This window comes from Bradyrhizobium sp. AUGA SZCCT0182, assembly GCF_018130185.1.
In the GTDB taxonomy this organism is placed as follows: Bacteria; Pseudomonadota; Alphaproteobacteria; order Rhizobiales; family Xanthobacteraceae; genus Bradyrhizobium.
In genome coordinates this window covers 13,257-30,168 of the sequence record NZ_JAFCLY010000062.1, presented here as the reverse complement: position 1 = coordinate 30,168, position 16,912 = coordinate 13,257, and the positions used below count along the sequence as shown (strand labels likewise).

Sequence of the window (16,912 nt, the reverse complement as noted above, 5' to 3'; positions counted from 1 at the left end):
GTGGAGGCACTAAGCTATGATTGAAACGATTGGCATCATCGGGGCGGGCACGATGGGTAACGGCATCGCGCAGGTCTGCGCGGCGGCCGGGCTGAAGGTGACGATGATCGACATCTCGGACGCCGCAGTGGCGCGGGGGATGGCGACGCTGACCAGCAGCCTGGAGCGCCTCGTCAACAAGCAGAAGATGACCGATGCCGATCGGCAGGCCGCGTTGGCGCGCATCACCGCGACGACGGACAACGCAAAGCTTGCCAATTGCGACCTCGTGATCGAGGCCGCGACCGAGCGGGAGGATTTGAAAATCAAGATCCTCAAGGACCTCTGCGCGACGCTGAACCCGCGCGCGATCGTCGCGACCAACACCTCCTCAATTTCGATCACCAAACTCGCTGCCGCGACCGACCGTCCGGACCGCTTCATTGGCATGCACTTCTTCAATCCGGTGCCGCTGATGGCGCTGCTGGAGTTGATCCGCGGTTTGCAGACGTCCGACGACACCCACGCCCTGGCTGAAGAATTTGCAAAGCGGGTCGGCAAGGTGCCGATCACGGCGAAAAACAGCCCGGGCTTTGCAGTCAACCGCATCCTGTGCCCGATGATCAACGAGGCGATCTTTGCGCTGCAGGAAGGGATCGCCACCGCCGAGGACCTCGACGCCGGCATGAAGCTCGGCTGCAACCACCCGATCGGCCCGCTGGCACTGGCCGACATGGTCGGCCTCGACACCATGCTGTCGGTCATGGAGGTGTTCTATGAAGGCTTCAACGACCCGAAATACCGGCCCGCGCCGCTGCTGAAGGAAATGGTCGCCGCCGGCCATCTCGGCCGCAAGACCGGCAAGGGATTCTATAATTACGGCAAGTCCGCGTAAGCGGCTCTTACCCGTGTGATCGCCGATGGTCCGCCTGATCGCGGACCATCGTGCGGGATTGCGCGCCGCAAAATCTTCCTGCTCTCCCGCGCCGCCTCGGTGTGACATCCGTCACAGCGACGATCGGTGCCGCTGCCTAAGGTTTTGCGAACGGCAACACGGTCCCTCGCCGGGACAAGGGAGAGACGGACATGAACGCAACCAACCATGAGACCCGCGAACTGAGCCTGCAGGAGCTCGATATCGTTGCCGGTGGCGGACTTGCGTCGCCGAAGGGCAGCATCATCATCTTCGGCTACGGCATCCAGTGGAACGATCGCAGCATCTGCATCGTCACGCCGACCCAGGACACCATCATCAACCGGCCCAAGTAACGAGTCGTTGACGCTGACTTCATCGCGGTGACGGTGGTTGCTAAAACTCCGAATGTCCCTGCGGATCGACCAGCCGGTTGATCCGTTGCGCCGCGGCCATCGCGAACCGCACCGTCATCAATTTGCGGGTCGGCGCGGCCAGGCGATGCTCGGGCGCCTCGCAGTGCAGATGGGCGCCATAGGCATCGGCAACGATCAGGCCGGTGCCCTCAGGGAAAATCTCGCAGGGTAGATCCTGCGTGAAGGCAAAGAACAGCCGGTCGCAATGCATCCGGTAGTCCTGCCATTTCTGGTCGGCGCGCAAATCCTCCACCGACGACTTGATCTCGACGATCCAGATCTCGCTTTTCTCGTTCAGCGCCACCAGATCGGCGCGCCGGCCGGACGGCAAAGGCAACTCACTGATGCAGGAAAAACCCAGTGTTCGCAGCATCCTGGCGGTGCCGCGCGCGATCGCGAGCGCGGTCTCCGATTGGCGGCGGTCCGGCGGCGGTACGAGGCTGACCTGGCGGGCGGGCGATTCCATGCTCCTAGCCTATCCGATTCCGCACCGGTCGCCATCCGGGCTGCGGCGCGGAATGCGCCGCAAATTCGTACCCAACCCGCCTTGATTTGGACCACACGCCACCGCGAAGCCGAGGGAACCTGGGTTCCGAGGGACGGAACACATGGAGGAGAGAAACCATGAAGCAACGCTTCAGGGATCACGGCATCACGCTTCGCTCGCTCGCATTCGCTCTCGCTACGCTACCCCTTTCCGCCGGCCTGTCGCAGGCCGTCGCCAAGCCCACGGTCGAAGTCGCGTTCGTTCTGGACACCACGGGCTCGATGGGCGGCCTGATCGAAGGCGCCAAGCGCAAGATCTGGTCGATCGCGACCGCAATCGTCGATTCCAATCCCGACGCCGAGATCCGCATGGGCCTCGTCGCCTACCGCGACATCGGCGATGATTACGTCACCAGGAAGGTCGAACTCACCCGCGACATCCAGGATCTCTACGCCAATCTCCTGGAGTTGAAGGCCCGTGGCGGTGGCGACTGGCCGGAAAGCGTCAACGAGGCGCTCGATATCGCCGTCAACAAGCTGCAATGGACCGACGGCGGCGATGTCAGGCGGATCGTGTTCCTGGTCGGCGACGCGCCGCCGCACATGGACTACGCGCAGGACACCAAATATCCGGTAACGCTGAAAGTGGCGAAGCAGAAGGACATCATCGTCAACGCGGTGCTCGCCGGCAACGCCGCCGACACCGAACGGGTGTGGCGCGATATCGCCCAGAACGGCAATGGCCGCTTCATTCCGATTCCGCAGGATGGCGGACAGGTGGTCGTGATCGAAACGCCGTATGACGAGGACATCATCATCCTGCAGCGGGAGATCAACGGCACCGTGATCCCCTATGGACCGCGCGTGATGCAGAAGCGCACCGAGGACAAGACAAAGCAATTGTCGCAGGTGGCGGCGGCGGCGCCGGCACAGGCCTCCGAGATGGCGAGCTTCATCAACAAGCGTTCCAAGGCGACGTCGGAAGCCGTCACCGGCGACGGCGATCTGGTCGCCGACGTTTCGGCCGGCCGCAGCAGCTTTTCCTCGATCAAGGAGGAAGACCTGCCCGACAATCTGCGCGCGATGAAGCCCGAGCAGCGCGTCGACGAAGTCAACAAGCAGATGAGCCAGCGCAAGGCACTCAATGAGAAGCTCGGCGCACTGGTGGCGAAGCGCGACAAATATGTCGCCGATGCGCGCGCCAAGGCTCCGGCGAAGGCGTCATCGTTCGACCGCGTGGTCGAGGATACGCTGAAGGCGCAGATCAAGCGGTAACGCCGGCGCCTTAAACCTTCGCGTGTCGTCGCGGCCTGGTGCGCAATCGCACCGGGCCGGGATGGCGGGGTTGGCCCCCGATATGTTGGCCGCAAAAGCCGCCGCCGCAGGCGCCGCGACGATTTGACCGGCGGCCGGTTCCGTCCCGGAAGCACGATTCGCGCGACCCTGCCCCGATAGACTTCCGAATAGACTTGGGATCGTGGGCCCGCCCGGCTATCGTGATCCGCAGGGGGTAGAGCTCGTGGTCGAGTTCAGTTTTTTCTCGAACTCTTCGGGCTTGAGCGTGGCAGAGATTGCCGCGCTCACGGGAGCAAACCCGTGTGCGGGCGCCGACCTGTCCCGAATCATCACCGGCATCGCGCCGATCGACCGCGCCGGCGCTGATGATCTGACCTTTGTCAAAGACGCACAATATGCCGAAGCGCTCGCGACGAGCCGAGCCGGCGCCGTCCTGACCACCGAACGGTTCGCCCACCAGGCCCCTGCCGGGGTCGTCACATTGAACGTTCGCAAGCCCTATGAGGCCTTCGTCACGGTCGCACGCCAGATGTATGGCAGCGCGCTGCGTCCGGTCTCGGCGTTCGGCACGCAAGGTATCGCGCCGAGCGCGGTGGTGCATCCCACGGCGCAGATCGGGCCTGACGTTACGATCGATCCGTTCGCGGTGATCGGGCCCTCCGTCAAAATCGGCGCCGGCACGCTGATCGCCGCGCACGCCATGATCGGCGAACGGGTTCAGATCGGGACCGACTGCGCCATCGGCGCCGGCAGCACCATCACCCACGCCCAACTCGGAGACCGGGTGGTGATCCACCCCGGGTGCCATATCGGCCAGGATGGCTTCGGCTACGTGTCGGACGGCAAGGGACATATCAAGATTCCGCAGATCGGGCGCGTCGTCATTCACGACGACGTCGAGGTCGGATCGGGCACCAAGATCGACCGCGGCGGATTGCGCGACACCGTCATCGGCGAAGGAACCAAGATCGATAATCTGTGCCAGATCGGGCACAACTGCATGATCGGCCGCCATTGCATCATCGTTGCGCAATCGGGCTTGAGCGGCAGCGTCACCATCGAGGATTTCGTCGTACTGGGACCGCGCACCGGCATCATCCCGCACATCACCGTCGGCAAGGGCGCGATGCTGCTTTCGAGGTCCACCGTTTATGACAACGTCCCCGCCGGCGCGGTTTGGGGTGGCTTTCCGGCCCAGCCCAGGCGGCAATGGCTGCGCGAAATATTGGCACTGCGGAACCTGGCGGCACGCCGTGGTCGAACCAAGACCTAATCGGTTGCCGGCAGGCCTTACCCGCCGTATGCGCGAATCTTCTACAAATCTTTTCCGAATCTTTTGCGAATCTTTTCCTTGGCGAGAGGCCAAAAATCGGCAATCTGCCGCCATGACCCAGGACAATCAGAACCAAAATCAGAACCAGAACCACGACCAGAATGACGTTCCACCGAAGGCCGGCGCGATCATCGTTCCGGTGACGCTGTTCGAGCAGAACTGCACCATCATCTGGCACGAGCCATCGAAGAAGGCCGTGGTGATCGACCCCGGCGGGGACGTGCCAAAAATCCAGGCCGCGATCCAGCAGACCGGCGTCACGGTCGAGAAGATCTGGCTGACGCACGGCCATATCGACCATGTCGGCGGTGCAGCCGAATTGCGCGACGCGCTGGGTGTCAAGATCGAAGGGCCGCACATCGCCGACAAATATCTGCTCGACAATGTCGTCTCGAGCGGCGAGCGCTTCGGCATGACCGGCGTGCGCAATTTCGGGCCCGACCGCTGGCTCGACGAAGGCGATCAGGTCTCGATCGGCGATCTGACCTTCGACATCCTGCACTGCCCCGGCCATTCACCGGGCAGCGTGGTGTTCTACAACAAGGAATTGCGCTTCGCCCATGTCGGCGACGTGTTGTTCGCAGGCTCAGTCGGGCGCACCGACCTGCCCGGCGGCAGCCATGCGACGCTGATCAGCTCGATCAAGGAAAAACTGTTGCCGCTCGGCGACGATGTCGGCTTCGTCTGCGGCCATGGCGCAGGCTCCAGCATCGGCCAGGAGCGGATGACCAATCCGTTCCTCACCGGCGAGATGTGAACCGCAATTGATCGCTATTTCATCAGGCCCGCGGCGGTCAGCGCCCGGGTGATGACTTCACCGACATCAATGCCGCGGCGGCGCGGGGGCTGCGCCCGCTTGGCGTGGTGAATCCGCGTCGGGCGCGGCGACAACACCGTGGCCAGATCCGGTTCGGGTGCAGGCACCGGAACCGTCATCGCGATGACGCCGGCGCGTTCGCGCGAGATGCCCGTCGGGTCGACCGGAATGGTCTTGGAAACGGCCTTTGAAGCGGCATGAGGCACTGTCCTGGGTTGAAGAATTTGGTCGGTCAGGCCGAAAAAATTCGCAATGTGATAGGATGACGAGATGCCTGCCTCGATCAGGAAGGCACCTTGCTCACCATACCGCTCGTCATTGTCGGTCGCGCCAAGCGGCGTGCCATGGGCCATGTCGGTGATGGTGTAGGATTCGACAATGGTCTCACCGTCGGCATTCCACCAGACCTGACGCGGATAGCCGTCGACATCGCCCGTCGACATGGGCGCGAGCGGTAATTGATGCACATCGAGCCACTGCTTGACGATCTCATCCGCATTGCCCGGGCTCACCGTGCGATCGGCGCTGCCGTGCCACACCGACAATTTCGGCCACGGCCCTTTATGCCTGGAAGCGTTACGTACGAGGTCGCCCAATTCAGCCGCGGGGCGCTGTGGCGACTGCATCATGCCGCTCAATGCTTCACGGACATTGCCGGCAATGCCATATGGCAAGCCGGCGATGACGGCGCCGCCGGCGAACACGTCCGGATAGGTCGCGAGCATCACCGAGGTCATGGCGCCACCGGCGGAGAGCCCGGTCACATAGATGCGACGTGAATCGATGTTGTGATCGTCGACCATGCGCGCGATCATTTGCCGGATCGAACCGGCTTCGCCACCATCGCGCGAAATGTCTTCCGGATTAAACCAGTTGAAGCAGGTGTTGCCGTTGTTCGATGCCTGCTGTTCGGGCATCAGCAACGCAAAGCCGTAGCGCGTCGCAAGCGTCGACCAGCCGGCGCCGCGATCGTAGCCGGCCGCGGTCTGGCCGCAGCCGTGCAGCACGACGACCAGCGCAGGCGCGCGCGGGAGGTGTTCAGGTACGAATGAAAACATCCGGAGCGCGCCCGGATTCGAGCCGAAATCGTTAATTTCGACCAGGGGGCTGTGCACAATGCTCCGGCCATACCCCGGCAAGCCATTGAAGGCACTCAGCTTAGGAAGATGGCGGAGAAAGTTGACGTTCTTGGTAAGTGACAACTGGCAGCTCCCGGAGGTGATCGTCCATACAACGTCACCTCAACCAGATAGTTGCTGCAGTGCAAAATAAAAAGACCGTGCACTGTCGTTCCCCAGAATTGAATTTTCGTTATTGACGTTAATTTGTCATCCCAAGGTCGCGCGCCGCATCCATGTCAGGAATGCGGCACATGCCATGATCGACAGTGCGAACAGTGCGCACGCGACAAGAAGCGCCGGTCGCGCCGCGCCCGCGGCTTCGATCGCAAAGAACACCGCGCCGATCGCGGCAACACCGGCAGCGTTGGCGATCTGCGCAATGGTGCCGTACATGCCAGAGCCCGCGCCCGCACTCGAAGGTTTTACAGTCGATAGCACCGCGCTCGACAACGGCGCCATCACCAATCCCTGGCCGTAGCCGAAGATCGTCAGCACCAACGCCAGCACAATGGCTGATGGCGCGCTGCCCCATTCGATCACAGCTACCAGCGCGGCAAGACCTGCGAGCTGCACCGCGCAGCCTTCGATCAGCACCAGCGTGCCGCGATGCCTTGCGCGCACGCCGCTGTGGCGCGAAGCGATCACAAAGGTCAGCGCCAGCGGGATGAAGACGAGCCCGGCCTGCAGCGGCGGAATCTGCAACGCCTTCTGCATGAACATGGTCATGACCAGATAGAACGACAGATTGGCGAAGAAGAAAAAGAACACCGCTGCTAGCCCGCGCATGAACGCGGGGTCCGACAGCAGCGAAAGATCGATCAGCGGCATGCCGCCGCGGCGCGCGACTGATCGTTCGAGCTGCAGGAACGCGGCGATGATGACGACTCCGGCTGCCATCACCAGCCAGACCCAAGGCGACCAGTGCAGATCATGGCCGAACAGCAGCGGACCGATCAGGCACAGCAAGCCCACGAACAGCACCATCGCGCCGGGAATATCCAGCCGCGTGCCGGCGCGGCGCGGCACGGTCGGCATCAACCGCAAAGCGGCGGCGATGATGACCGCGCCAAATGGCACGTTGACGAAAAACACTGCGCGCCAGCCGAGACCGCCGAGATCTGATGTCACCAGAATGCCGCCGAGAAGAAAACCGGCAGCTCCCGCCAGCCCCAGCACGATGCCGTAGATGGCAAAGGCGCGGTCGCGCGAGCTATCGGCAAACAGCAGATGAATGGTCGCAAGCACCTGCGGCACCATCAGCGCCGCGGTGGCACCCTGCGCCAGCCGCGCCAGGATGAGTTCGGGACCGGACTGCGCCAGCCCGCACCACAGCGAGGTGACGGTGAAACCGAACACACCTGACATAAACACGTTGCGCGTGCCGTAGATGTCGCCAAGCCGGCCGCCGGTAACCACCAGCGTGGCGTAGGCGATCAGATAGACCGCGATCACGGCCTCGATCTGCGCTGCGCTCGCCTGCAGCTCGGCCGCGATGGTCGGGATCGCGACGTTGACGATGAAGGCGTCGACCCCGAACATGAATTGCGCGGATACCACGATTGCGAGCACCCACCAGCGGCGCCAGGAATCGACTGAGTTATCGACGGGGTTTGCGACGATCTGGTGCATTGGCAGCGGCCTTGTCCGAAATCTGTTGCACGCATCCGTTACAGCTTTCGGTCATGCGAGCGATTACCCAAGAGGTAAAGGTCCCGGGGATTTGGCCCGATTGCTGCATGGCGATTGAGGCTTCCTGCGGCTTTTTCAGGCGCTTGTGAGTTCGGGACGGCCCTAGATGTACGACTATGACATGCTGGTGATCGGGTCCGGCCCTTCCGGGCGCCGCGCCGCCGTGCAATTCGCCAAGCTCGGCAAATCGGTGCTGGTGGTGGAAAAGGGCCGCCGGGTCGGCGGCGTTTCCGTCCATACCGGCACCATCCCCTCCAAAACCTTGCGCGAGACCGTGCTCAATCTGTCCGGCTGGCGCGAGCGCGGCTTCTATGGCCGGTCCTACCGGGTGAAACAGGACATCGCCGCCCAGGACCTGATCGTGCGGCTGCAGAAGACGCTCGATCACGAGGTCGAGGTGCTCGAACATCAGTTCAGCCGCAATCTGGTGCGCACCGCCGCCGGCGAAGGCCGCTTTGTCGGCCCGCACCAGATCGAGATAACGGCAGCCAATGGCGAGACCCGAACCGTGTCCGCCGCGCACATCCTGATCGCCTGCGGCACGCGGCCGTTCCGCCCCGATTACGTACCGTTCGACGGCAAGACCGTGTTCGACTCGGACGAGATCATCGACCTGCCGAAACTGCCGCGCAGCCTCGCCGTGATCGGCGCCGGCGTGATCGGGGTCGAATACGCTACCATCTTCTCCGCGCTCGACGTTGCCGTGACCCTGATCGAACCGCGCCCGACGTTTCTGGATTTCATCGACAAGGAACTGATCGAGGAATTCATGCACGAGCTGCGCGACCGCAATGTCGCATTGCGCCTCGGCTCCGCGGTGAACTCGATCGAACACAGCGCGGGCGGCGGCATCCAGACCAAGCTTGCCGACGGCCGCGTCGTGACGTCGGAGATGCTGTTGTTCGCAGCCGGGCGCGTCGGCGCCACCGACCGGCTCAATCTCGGCTCCGCCGGGATCGAGGTCGATCATCGCGGCCGCATCACGGTCGATCCACTGACACTGCAAACCTGCGTGCCGCATATCTACGCTGCCGGCGACGTGATCGGATTTCCGAGCCTGGCCTCGACCTCGATGGAGCAAGGCCGCGTCGCGGCCTGCCATGCGCTCGGCATGGAGCCGCTGGCACCGCCGGAATTTTTTCCCTACGGCATCTATTCGGTGCCGGAGATTTCGACCACCGGGCTGACCGAAGAAGAGGTGCGCACGCGCGGCATTCCATATGAGGTCGGCGTCGCGCGGTTTCGCGAGACGTCGCGCGGTCACATCATGGGGCTGAACAGCGGCATGATGAAGATGATCTTCTCGACCAAGACCCGCCGCCTGCTCGGCGTGCATATCCTCGGCGAAGGCGCCACCGAGCTGATCCATATCGGCCAGGCCGTGCTCAACCTCAAAGGCACGATCGACTATTTCATCCAGAACACTTTTAATTACCCGACGCTGGCGGAAGCCTACAAAATCGCCGGGCTCGATGCGTGGAACAGGATGACGCGGTAGGACTGCTTCGCGGCGCTCCGACTGGCGCCCAGAACACGCTCACTTCGCCATGGCGTCCTGGATTTTCCTGCACGCCATCCCGACCGTGTAAACGTGGATGCTCTCGACGACACAATGATCGGGCCGCAACTCCAGAAGACCACTCGACGTACTGACGTTGAGTTCCTGCGAGGTCCGCACGACGATGCACGGATACTCACGGGCGAGCTGATCGTAGCCGTGAACGATGAAATTCCGCAGCAGGACATTGCGGTAGAAGTTGTGATCCAGCAACGGCTCCTTGAAAGCCCGCGCATAGGCTTCCGAGAAGTCGGCCGTCATTTTCGGGGTGCCGAGTGTCATGTCCGCGCCGTGGTTCAACTCGTTCTCAGGCGCGCGCACGAACATGCTGGAGACATTGGCGCAGGTCGGCGCGACGGAGACAACGGTTTGCGACAGCCTGGCGCCGGTCCTGTTGAGGCCGCTCCATGTCACCGCTTCGTCCTTGAGCCTGATCAGGCTCGTCGAAAAAAGGGCGATGCAAATCAATCCTGCCGCGCCGGCAAGCAGGCGTGGCGACAGCGCGGGCCACAGTCTTCGCATCTCAATGATGCTCAGCACGAGAACGCCGCCGGTCAGCGTCCATGACGCAACCATGTAATGCAGGTTGAAATGCTTGGACGTCGCGAGCAGCTGCGCCGCAAAGGCGACGAAACACGCCAGCAGCGTCAGGCTGACCGGATTCAGGTAATCGCGGCTGGTCAGCATTCGCGCCAGCGCAACGCACCCGCCAAGGACGAACACCGCTGAGATCAGAGGGCTCGCCGCGATGATCTGGCCCATGTTCGACCAGAACAGGTTGAAGTCGATGAAGCCCGGCTCGCCGGCGCCGTAGATACCCTTGTGCGTTGCGATGCTCACAAGCCAATGGAATCCGCTCGTGAAGACGTACGGATTCAATATCCTGTTGAAGACAAAAAATCCGAACGCGCCGACCAGCGTCGCCAGCACATACGCCCGCCAGCTTCGCAGCAGCGCCACGGAAAGAATAGCCAGCGGCGCATACAAATATTTGGACGACAGCCCGAGTGCGAACACGAGGCCTTGCGCAACGCCGAGACCTGCGGTCGGCGGCTCCCGGCCGAGCGCCGACTTGAGCACCAGCCCGGTTCCCAGAACGACACATGAAATCATCAGGCTTTCGGGGGTCAGCATCAGTTCGAAGTGCATCAACTCGAAATGGACGAACGGCCCGACCTGTAACAGAACAGCGGCAATCGCGCTTCGCGTCACGCGCTGCACCATGAGGCCGGAGGCCAGCAAGGCGAGCGACATCAGCAGGGCTTCGACGGCCCGCGACGCGTAGATGAATGCGTCGTAGTTCTTCAGCCCGAATTCGATGATGTCGGAACGGCCGCTGATGAATGCATAGAGCTTCATGACGATCCCGCCGAGCAGGATCGTCGTCGTGCCGGGATGATCGTTCTTCATCATGGGATAGCCCGCCGCCCAGGCAAGGCCGTTCATCGCATAAGCCGACTCGGGATCGACCTGACGCCCCCACGGCGCCATGTATGCCGAATAGGTCAGGGCGACGATCAGGTAGAGCAGCGGCAATGCCAATACTGCGTATCGTGCCCATGCGCGGCCGGTGGATTCGTCGGGAAAATAGCTCATGGCTTGCTCTAGCTTAGGCGCCCGACGACTTCAAATTTACCGTGAACGCGAATCCCTTGGCCCGCGACCAAGCACCATTACCGGTCCGCGCAAGGGATGACCTATGGAATTCGTGTCGAAGCTTCTCCTTGCGCCGATGGCCGCAGTGCTCGCCGTTTCATTCACTGGCAGCGCGTCGGCAACAAAACCGTGGCCACCGGGCATGCAGACGCCGGTACCGGTCGCGGAAGAAGGCCAGACCCCGCCCCCGCGCGCGCCCCGGCAGTTCTTTCCGGAAAAGCGCGTCCAGCCGCTGACGCCCGAGATCGAGCAGTCGCTCATTCCAAAGGACAGTTTCAAGGAATGCGATGTTTGTCCTGAAATGGTGGTGGTGCCGAAGGGCTCGTTCATGATGGGGACGCCCGCGGATGAGCCGGACCGCTTCAAGGGCGAGGATCCGATTCATCGCGTCAGTTTTGCAAAGCCGTTCGCAGTGGGCCGCTTCACCATTTCGTTCGACGAATGGGACGCCTGTCTCGCCGACGGCGGCTGCGGCCGCGACAAGGGCGACGACAAGGGTTTTGGCCGCGGCCGCATGCCGGCGCAGGGCATCAATTTCGTGGCCGCGAAATCCTATCTGGCGTGGCTGTCGAAGAAGGTCGGCCGCACCTACCGGCTGCCGAGCGAATCCGAGCGCGAATATTTCACCCGCGCCGGCACCTCGACGACGTTCTGGTTCGGCAACACCATCAGCGCGCAGGACGCCAACTACAAGGCATCGATCCCCTATGGCGCCGGGCCGCGCGGTGCGGACAGCAAGGGGCCGTGGTGGTGGACTCCTATCCGCCCAACCCGTTCGGCCTGTATCAGGTGCACGGCAACGTGTTCGAGTGGACCGAGGACTGCTTCAACAAGCGCTACAATGAAGATACGCCGGTCGATGGCTCACCCTGGCTCGAGGGCAATTGCGAGCGGCGCATGCTACGCGGCGGCACCTGGGACTGGATCGCCAACATGGTTCGCGCGGGCTATCGCGAAAACGGCATCGTCGACGGCGGCGGCTACAGTTTTCGCGTGGTGCGCGTGCTGAACGTGCCGGTGCAGTAAGGCAAGGGTTATCAGCCCAGCCATCGAAATGGATCGGTCATGAAATAACAGGCGACGCCGCTGAGCACGGCGCCGCCTGCGGGTAGCTGATTCATTGGAGGCTAGAGAGAAGAGCCCGGCTCGACCGCCACAGAAGGACCGGGACCTTCGCGTTCTGTTCTGGAATGCTGATGACAGACCTAGTCAAAGTTCCTTAAGCCTTTATGCATCGCTCTCCGTAGAACTACGATGATGCAAGCAGCCGATCTCATCTTGTTCAGGCTAACGAAAACAAGCCCAAACCATCGCGCAGTTCATCGAAGGTGGCTTGGGTGATCGCGCGCGCCCTGGACGTGCCGGAACGCAGCACATCGAGCACGTAGCCGAGATCATTGGACACGGCCTGGCGACGTTCGCGGATCGGCTTCAGCAGCTCTTGCAACACGTCTTCAAGGCGGCGCTTGACCGTCACGTCGCCAAGCCCTCCGCGCCGATAGCGCGCTTTCAGTTCATCAACGGCGGCTTGGTCGGTGTCGAACGCATCAAGGTATGCAAAGACAACATTGCCTTCAACGACCCCGGGATCGGATGCGCGCAAGTGATTCGGGTCCGTGTACATGCGATTTACAAAAGCCCTGATCTCGTTGGGCGAAGCTGAAAGCGAAATCGCATTCCCCTGGGATTTGCTCATTTTCGCCTTTCCATCAGCGCCGGGAAGTCGTCCCGTTGCCGGAATGAGCGCCTTTGCCTCCACCAACAGCTCACGACCGACCTGCCGATTGATCCGACGAACGATTTCATTCGTCTGTTCGATCATCGGAGCTTGATCCAACCCCACCGGCACGACGGTCGCCTTGAATGCCGTAATATCTGCGGCCTGCGCCACCGGATAGCACAGGAAGCCCGCGGGAATGTCCCGCTCAAAGCCCCGCATCTGAATTTCATCCTTGATCGTCGGATTGCGCTCCAACCGGGCCACGGAAACAAAATTGAGATACAGCTGGGCAAGTTCGGCAAGCGCCGGCAATGCAGATTGCACGCAAATGGTCGTTTCGCCCGGATCGATGCCGACGGCCAGGTAATCGAGGGCCACTTCCATCACATTGCTGCGCACTTTTTCGGGATCGTCGATATTGTCCGTCAAGGCTTGTGCATCGGCCAGCAAAACAAACTGTCGATGCGTGCGCTGAAGCGCAACCCGATTTCTCAGCGAGCCTGCATAGTGGCCAAGGTGAAGGGGTCCGGTGGTGCGATCACCGGTGAGAATGATTGGTCGCACAGTCTCGACAAGCATATGGCTTCTCCTGATTGGAGCCGCCGCGATTGGAGACTTGCCGGAAAACGACCTTGGCTCACCCGATCACGGCGGCGAAGGTCGTTGAAAATAGTAACGCCGTGCCGCTCCCTAAAAGGAGCGCCACCAAAGCGACTTGAGCGAAATGCATTTGGGCGTCATATGCCGAGCATGCCATCGATGGCTGCGCCCGGCAAGGCGATACTTGGCGACGCGTATCCCAAAATCTGCTGATGCGCCCTACGGATCATCGTCACATAAACCTATCCATGCGAAGGCTCCAGCGAACCAGAGAGCGACGCCCGCTGCGACAGCTCGATCCAGTTGCCGTCGGGATCGCGCACCATCGAGATCCGCGCCGTGGTCCCCAGCGTCACCGGCGCGCGGGCTTCGCGGCCGCCATGGGCCAGCACGTGAGCGTGCTCGCGGTCGACTTCGAAGACTTGGAACGTGATGTAGCGCCAACCCTTGCCTTCAAAAGCAGCATCATGCGGCGCGTCGGCCGCGGGCTCGACGATTAGCACCGTGTCGCCTGCGAGGAACGTCTCGGCGCCATTGGCGTTGGCTTCACCTAACGGCAATCCCAGTGCTTCGGTGTAGAAACGGCGATGCGCCGCGACGTCGCGAACGCCAAGGCGAATGCCGATGCGCTCGATGCCGTACATGCCTCTCGGCACCAGCGAGACGCGGTTGCCCTCGGGATCGGCCATCGGCTGCGGCGCAGTCAGGCCATCGCGTGCTATCAGCAGTTCGAGGTAACCTGACGGCGGATTGTCCGGCAGCGGTTCATAGACCTGATTGATCTTCAGGATCGAGCCGCAGAGATCGTGGCGGTGCTGCTTGTAGCCGCGGCGGATCGGTTGGGTGTGGTCGAACCGTAGGCCGATCTCGTTCTGCCAGAACGCAAGCGCTGCCGGCGCGTGATTGGTGGCAAAGCCGATGTCGATGTGGGGTTTTGCCAGATTCATCGGGCGAGGATGCGATTCATGGTGGTCCCTGAGGTGAGTGGCCGTAATTCCGGCCGACGGTATGTCAGCCAAACTTGCGCGACAACCATGCGCCAGCGGCAGGCTTGGAGGATTGCCTTGCCCTGCCCCACCCCGTAGTTTGGCACCGAGCAATTCCAAAGAACAATAAATCCGGAGAGAAAACCCCATGGCGCGCCTCAAATTCGGAGCCTTTCTCGCCCCGCATCATCCGATCGGCGAGAATCCGCTGCTGCAATTCCGCCGCGACCTAGACTTCGTCGAGCAGATCGACGCGCTCGGCTTCGACGAATTCTGGTGCGGCGAGCACCATTCTTCGGGCTGGGAGATGATCGCCTCGCCGGAAATGTTCCTGGCCGCCGCCGGCGAGCGCACCAAGCGCATCAAGCTCGGCACCGGCGTGGTGTCGCTGCCGTATCACCATCCCTACAATGTCGCGCAGCGCATGGTGCAGCTCGACTGGATGACCGGCGGCCGCGCCATCTTCGGCTCCGGTCCGGGCGCGCTGGCCTCCGACGCGCATACCCTCGGCATCGATCCGATGACGCAGCGCGACCGCCAGGACGAAGCGATCGCGGTCATCCGCCGGCTGTTCAAGGGCGAGCGCGTCACCGCCAAGAGCGACTGGTTTCAGATGAACGACGCCGCGCTGCAATTGCTGCCGCTGCAGGAAGAGATGCCGTTCGTGGTGGCGTCGCAGATTTCGCCCTCGGGCATGACGCTGGCGGGCAAATACGGCATCGGCATCATCTCGCTGGGTTCGATGTCGACGCAGGGCCTGATGGCGCTGCCGACGCAATGGGGCTTTGCCGAGGACGCCGCCAAGAAGGCCGGCACCACCGTGAGCCGCACCGACTGGCGCGTGCTGCTCTCCTGGCACATCGCCGAAACGCGCGAACAGGCCTATCGCGAGGCCGGCCCGGGCCTGATGAAGTGGCACAATGAATATAATGTCGGCACGCTGCAACGGCCGGGCCTCGAGCCGTTCAAGTCACCCGAGGACGCGCTTGAGAAAACCGCGGGCGGCGAAGCCGCCGCTTCCACCATCGGAACACCTGACGACCTGATCAAGACCATCAAGAATCTGATGGCGGTTTCCGGCGGCGTCGGCACCATCGTCGGCTTCGTGCATGACTGGGCCAATCCGGAAAACACCCGACGCAGCTGGGACATGGTGGCGCGCTACGTGATCCCGGAGATCAACGGCTACGTGAAGGGACTGCGCGAGTCGCAGAAATTCCTGGTCGAAAACCGCGCGGTGTTCGAGCGCGCAGGACAAGCCGTGATGGCCAAGATCATGGAAAACGATAAGGCCGCCGCGGCCCTCGCGGTCACCGGCCCCGGACGTGTCGCGATCCCCACCATCAACGCGCCGGACCTGCAAAAGGAAGCCGCCAAGCGCAAGGCCTGACGTTTCGAGCGCCGCGGATGCTCTCCGCGGCGCCTCACTCCAGAATTTCTACTTCGCGTAATAGCTCTGCACGGTTTCCCACGCCACGGTTTGCAGGAATTTCGCGGTCGGCGCATCGATGCCGGCGAGATACGGGTTGCCGACCGGCGAGCGCCCGGTCAGCGACGCAAACACCACGCAAGTCGCGAGATACGTGCCGGCCAACGACGGATGACGCTTGTCCGGCGCATAGAGGTTGAGCTCGGGCTGCTTGCTGATGGCGCGTGCGAAGGCAAGGCCTGCGGGAATCACCAGCGCGTTGTTCTCGTTGCCGGCAATCGTGTAGGCCTCGGCCAATTGCGCCGTCATCTCCGGCTTGTCGGCATAGGCCCAGGACATGAAGAACGCGGGCTTGGCGCCCTTGGCGCGCGCGATGGTGCTGTTCTTCTTCGCATAGTCGGTGAATACGGTTTTGAGCGTGGGATGGATCGGGCACTGGCTGCAATCCATCATGACGGCGACGTCGAACAGCCGGTCGAGCTTGTTGAAGACGACATTGTTGTTCGGGTCGAAGGAATAGCTGCCGATCGCATTGGGCCGGAAATAGCTTTCGATATCATGCCAGTCGAAGCCGGAACCGCCGATCGTCACCATGGTGTTGCGGTAGGCCTGCACGTTCTCGGGGTCGGCGGCCTTTTCCATCAACGACAGATGACCCGGCAGGCCGTTGTTGTAATAGAAGAAGCTGTTGCCGATGAAGATTCCGGTTTTGGGGAAATCCGGACCAAAGCTGGTGATGGCGGGCATGGTCTGCGCCTGTGCGGCGATTGGTCCGGCGACCATCGCCGCCAGCGTGACGGCAATCACACCCAATAGTCTCGACATATCAGTTCTCCCTGCCCGGCTTGATTTTGCCACACCCTAGCACGGCCCGCGGCCTTGTGGCGCGGTTTGGATGAAGCGGCGCGCCACC

The 16,912-nt window shown here is 62.3% G+C and carries 15 protein-coding genes and 1 pseudogene; 9 read left to right on the top strand and 7 right to left on the bottom strand.

Annotated elements, in window-relative coordinates; translation table 11 throughout:
• Positions 1-16: 16 nt before the first annotated feature.
• The gene (locus JQ611_RS38135) at positions 17-874 is read left to right on the top strand and encodes a 3-hydroxybutyryl-CoA dehydrogenase (protein WP_212468365.1); all 858 of its coding nucleotides are present in this window, start codon (positions 17-19) and stop codon (positions 872-874) included.
• A gap of 191 nt (positions 875-1,065) precedes the next feature.
• Positions 1,066-1,248: a hypothetical protein gene (locus JQ611_RS38130; RefSeq protein WP_212468364.1), complete on the top strand. Its 183-nt coding sequence runs from the start codon at positions 1,066-1,068 to the stop codon at positions 1,246-1,248.
• A gap of 40 nt (positions 1,249-1,288) precedes the next feature.
• Here JQ611_RS38130 and JQ611_RS38125 read toward each other — a convergent pair whose 3' ends face one another.
• Positions 1,289-1,774 (bottom strand): MmcB family DNA repair protein, encoded by a 486-nt coding sequence (locus tag JQ611_RS38125; protein ID WP_192736364.1) that lies wholly within the window; start codon positions 1,772-1,774, stop codon positions 1,289-1,291.
• Positions 1,775-1,932: 158 nt separating this feature from the next.
• Between JQ611_RS38125 and JQ611_RS38120 the strand changes: the two genes are divergently transcribed.
• The 3 genes from JQ611_RS38120 to JQ611_RS38110 all read left to right on the top strand — a co-directional run bounded on the left by JQ611_RS38120 (position 1,933) and on the right by JQ611_RS38110 (position 5,180).
• Positions 1,933-3,069, top strand: coding sequence for a VWA domain-containing protein (locus tag JQ611_RS38120; protein WP_212468363.1), 1,137 nt, complete (start codon positions 1,933-1,935; stop codon positions 3,067-3,069).
• 244 nt (positions 3,070-3,313) lie between these two features.
• On the top strand, positions 3,314-4,363 hold the full coding sequence (lpxD, locus tag JQ611_RS38115; RefSeq protein WP_212468362.1) for a UDP-3-O-(3-hydroxymyristoyl)glucosamine N-acyltransferase: 1,050 nt from the start codon (positions 3,314-3,316) through the stop codon (positions 4,361-4,363).
• 112 nt (positions 4,364-4,475) lie between these two features.
• Complete coding sequence (locus tag JQ611_RS38110) at positions 4,476-5,180, top strand: MBL fold metallo-hydrolase (protein WP_249133791.1); 705 nt, start codon at positions 4,476-4,478, stop codon at positions 5,178-5,180.
• Between the two features lie 14 nt (positions 5,181-5,194).
• Here JQ611_RS38110 and JQ611_RS38105 read toward each other — a convergent pair whose 3' ends face one another.
• Positions 5,195-6,442 carry a PHB depolymerase family esterase gene (locus tag JQ611_RS38105; protein WP_212468361.1) on the bottom strand — a complete coding sequence of 416 codons (1,248 nt, stop codon included), beginning with the start codon at positions 6,440-6,442 and terminating at the stop codon, positions 5,195-5,197.
• A gap of 126 nt (positions 6,443-6,568) precedes the next feature.
• Positions 6,569-7,990 (bottom strand): MFS transporter, encoded by a 1,422-nt coding sequence (locus tag JQ611_RS38100; RefSeq protein WP_212468360.1) that lies wholly within the window; start codon positions 7,988-7,990, stop codon positions 6,569-6,571.
• 166 nt (positions 7,991-8,156) lie between these two features.
• Here JQ611_RS38100 and sthA point away from each other — a divergent pair, with 166 nt between their 5' ends.
• Positions 8,157-9,548 carry a Si-specific NAD(P)(+) transhydrogenase gene (sthA, locus tag JQ611_RS38095; RefSeq protein WP_212391492.1) on the top strand — a complete coding sequence of 464 codons (1,392 nt, stop codon included), beginning with the start codon at positions 8,157-8,159 and terminating at the stop codon, positions 9,546-9,548.
• A 39-nt stretch (positions 9,549-9,587) separates the two neighbouring features.
• On the opposite strand, the gene JQ611_RS38090 is transcribed toward sthA, so the two are convergent.
• A complete protein-coding gene (locus JQ611_RS38090) occupies positions 9,588-11,204 on the bottom strand; it encodes a hypothetical protein (RefSeq protein WP_212468359.1) in 1,617 nt (538 codons plus the stop codon).
• Positions 11,205-11,307: 103 nt separating this feature from the next.
• On the opposite strand from JQ611_RS38090, the pseudogene JQ611_RS43210 reads away from it, so the two are divergent.
• Positions 11,308-11,934: pseudogene (locus JQ611_RS43210) on the top strand (formylglycine-generating enzyme family protein); the annotation flags it as partial.
• On the top strand, positions 11,826-12,290 hold the full coding sequence (locus JQ611_RS43205; protein WP_409411331.1) for a formylglycine-generating enzyme family protein: 465 nt from the start codon (positions 11,826-11,828) through the stop codon (positions 12,288-12,290). The pseudogene JQ611_RS43210 and the gene JQ611_RS43205, both read left to right, overlap by 109 nt.
• 256 nt (positions 12,291-12,546) lie before the next feature.
• Here JQ611_RS43205 and trpS read toward each other — a convergent pair whose 3' ends face one another.
• Positions 12,547-13,563 carry a tryptophan--tRNA ligase gene (gene trpS / locus JQ611_RS38080; protein WP_212468357.1) on the bottom strand — a complete coding sequence of 339 codons (1,017 nt, stop codon included), beginning with the start codon at positions 13,561-13,563 and terminating at the stop codon, positions 12,547-12,549.
• A 263-nt stretch (positions 13,564-13,826) separates the two neighbouring features.
• Positions 13,827-14,531, bottom strand: coding sequence for a VOC family protein (locus JQ611_RS38075; protein WP_212468356.1), 705 nt, complete (start codon positions 14,529-14,531; stop codon positions 13,827-13,829).
• Between the two features lie 187 nt (positions 14,532-14,718).
• Here JQ611_RS38075 and JQ611_RS38070 point away from each other — a divergent pair, with 187 nt between their 5' ends.
• Positions 14,719-15,960 carry an LLM class flavin-dependent oxidoreductase gene (locus JQ611_RS38070; protein WP_212468355.1) on the top strand — a complete coding sequence of 414 codons (1,242 nt, stop codon included), beginning with the start codon at positions 14,719-14,721 and terminating at the stop codon, positions 15,958-15,960.
• A 48-nt stretch (positions 15,961-16,008) separates the two neighbouring features.
• Here JQ611_RS38070 and JQ611_RS38065 read toward each other — a convergent pair whose 3' ends face one another.
• Positions 16,009-16,824, bottom strand: a complete 816-nt coding sequence (locus tag JQ611_RS38065; RefSeq protein ID WP_212468354.1) for a DUF4886 domain-containing protein — start codon at positions 16,822-16,824, stop codon at positions 16,009-16,011.
• Positions 16,825-16,912: the final 88 nt, after the last annotated feature.

Bases quoted from the DNA above. Each gene is read 5' to 3' on its own strand.
- JQ611_RS38135 (WP_212468365.1), top strand. From the start codon at position 17: ATGATTGAAACGATTGGCATCATCGGGGCGGGCACGATGGGTAACGGC.
- JQ611_RS38130 (WP_212468364.1), top strand. From the start codon at position 1,066: ATGAACGCAACCAACCATGAGACCCGCGAACTGAGCCTGCAGGAGCTC.
- JQ611_RS38100 (WP_212468360.1), bottom strand. From the start codon at position 7,990: ATGCACCAGATCGTCGCAAACCCCGTCGATAACTCAGTCGATTCCTGG.
- JQ611_RS38075 (WP_212468356.1), bottom strand. From the start codon at position 14,531: ATGAATCTGGCAAAACCCCACATCGACATCGGCTTTGCCACCAATCAC.
- JQ611_RS38125 (WP_192736364.1), bottom strand. From the start codon at position 1,774: ATGGAATCGCCCGCCCGCCAGGTCAGCCTCGTACCGCCGCCGGACCGC.
- JQ611_RS38065 (WP_212468354.1), bottom strand. From the start codon at position 16,824: ATGTCGAGACTATTGGGTGTGATTGCCGTCACGCTGGCGGCGATGGTC.
- JQ611_RS38090 (WP_212468359.1), bottom strand. From the start codon at position 11,204: ATGAGCTATTTTCCCGACGAATCCACCGGCCGCGCATGGGCACGATAC.
- JQ611_RS38110 (WP_249133791.1), top strand. From the start codon at position 4,476: ATGACCCAGGACAATCAGAACCAAAATCAGAACCAGAACCACGACCAG.
- JQ611_RS38070 (WP_212468355.1), top strand. From the start codon at position 14,719: ATGGCGCGCCTCAAATTCGGAGCCTTTCTCGCCCCGCATCATCCGATC.
- JQ611_RS38120 (WP_212468363.1), top strand. From the start codon at position 1,933: ATGAAGCAACGCTTCAGGGATCACGGCATCACGCTTCGCTCGCTCGCA.
- trpS (WP_212468357.1), bottom strand. From the start codon at position 13,563: ATGCTTGTCGAGACTGTGCGACCAATCATTCTCACCGGTGATCGCACC.
- sthA (WP_212391492.1), top strand. From the start codon at position 8,157: ATGTACGACTATGACATGCTGGTGATCGGGTCCGGCCCTTCCGGGCGC.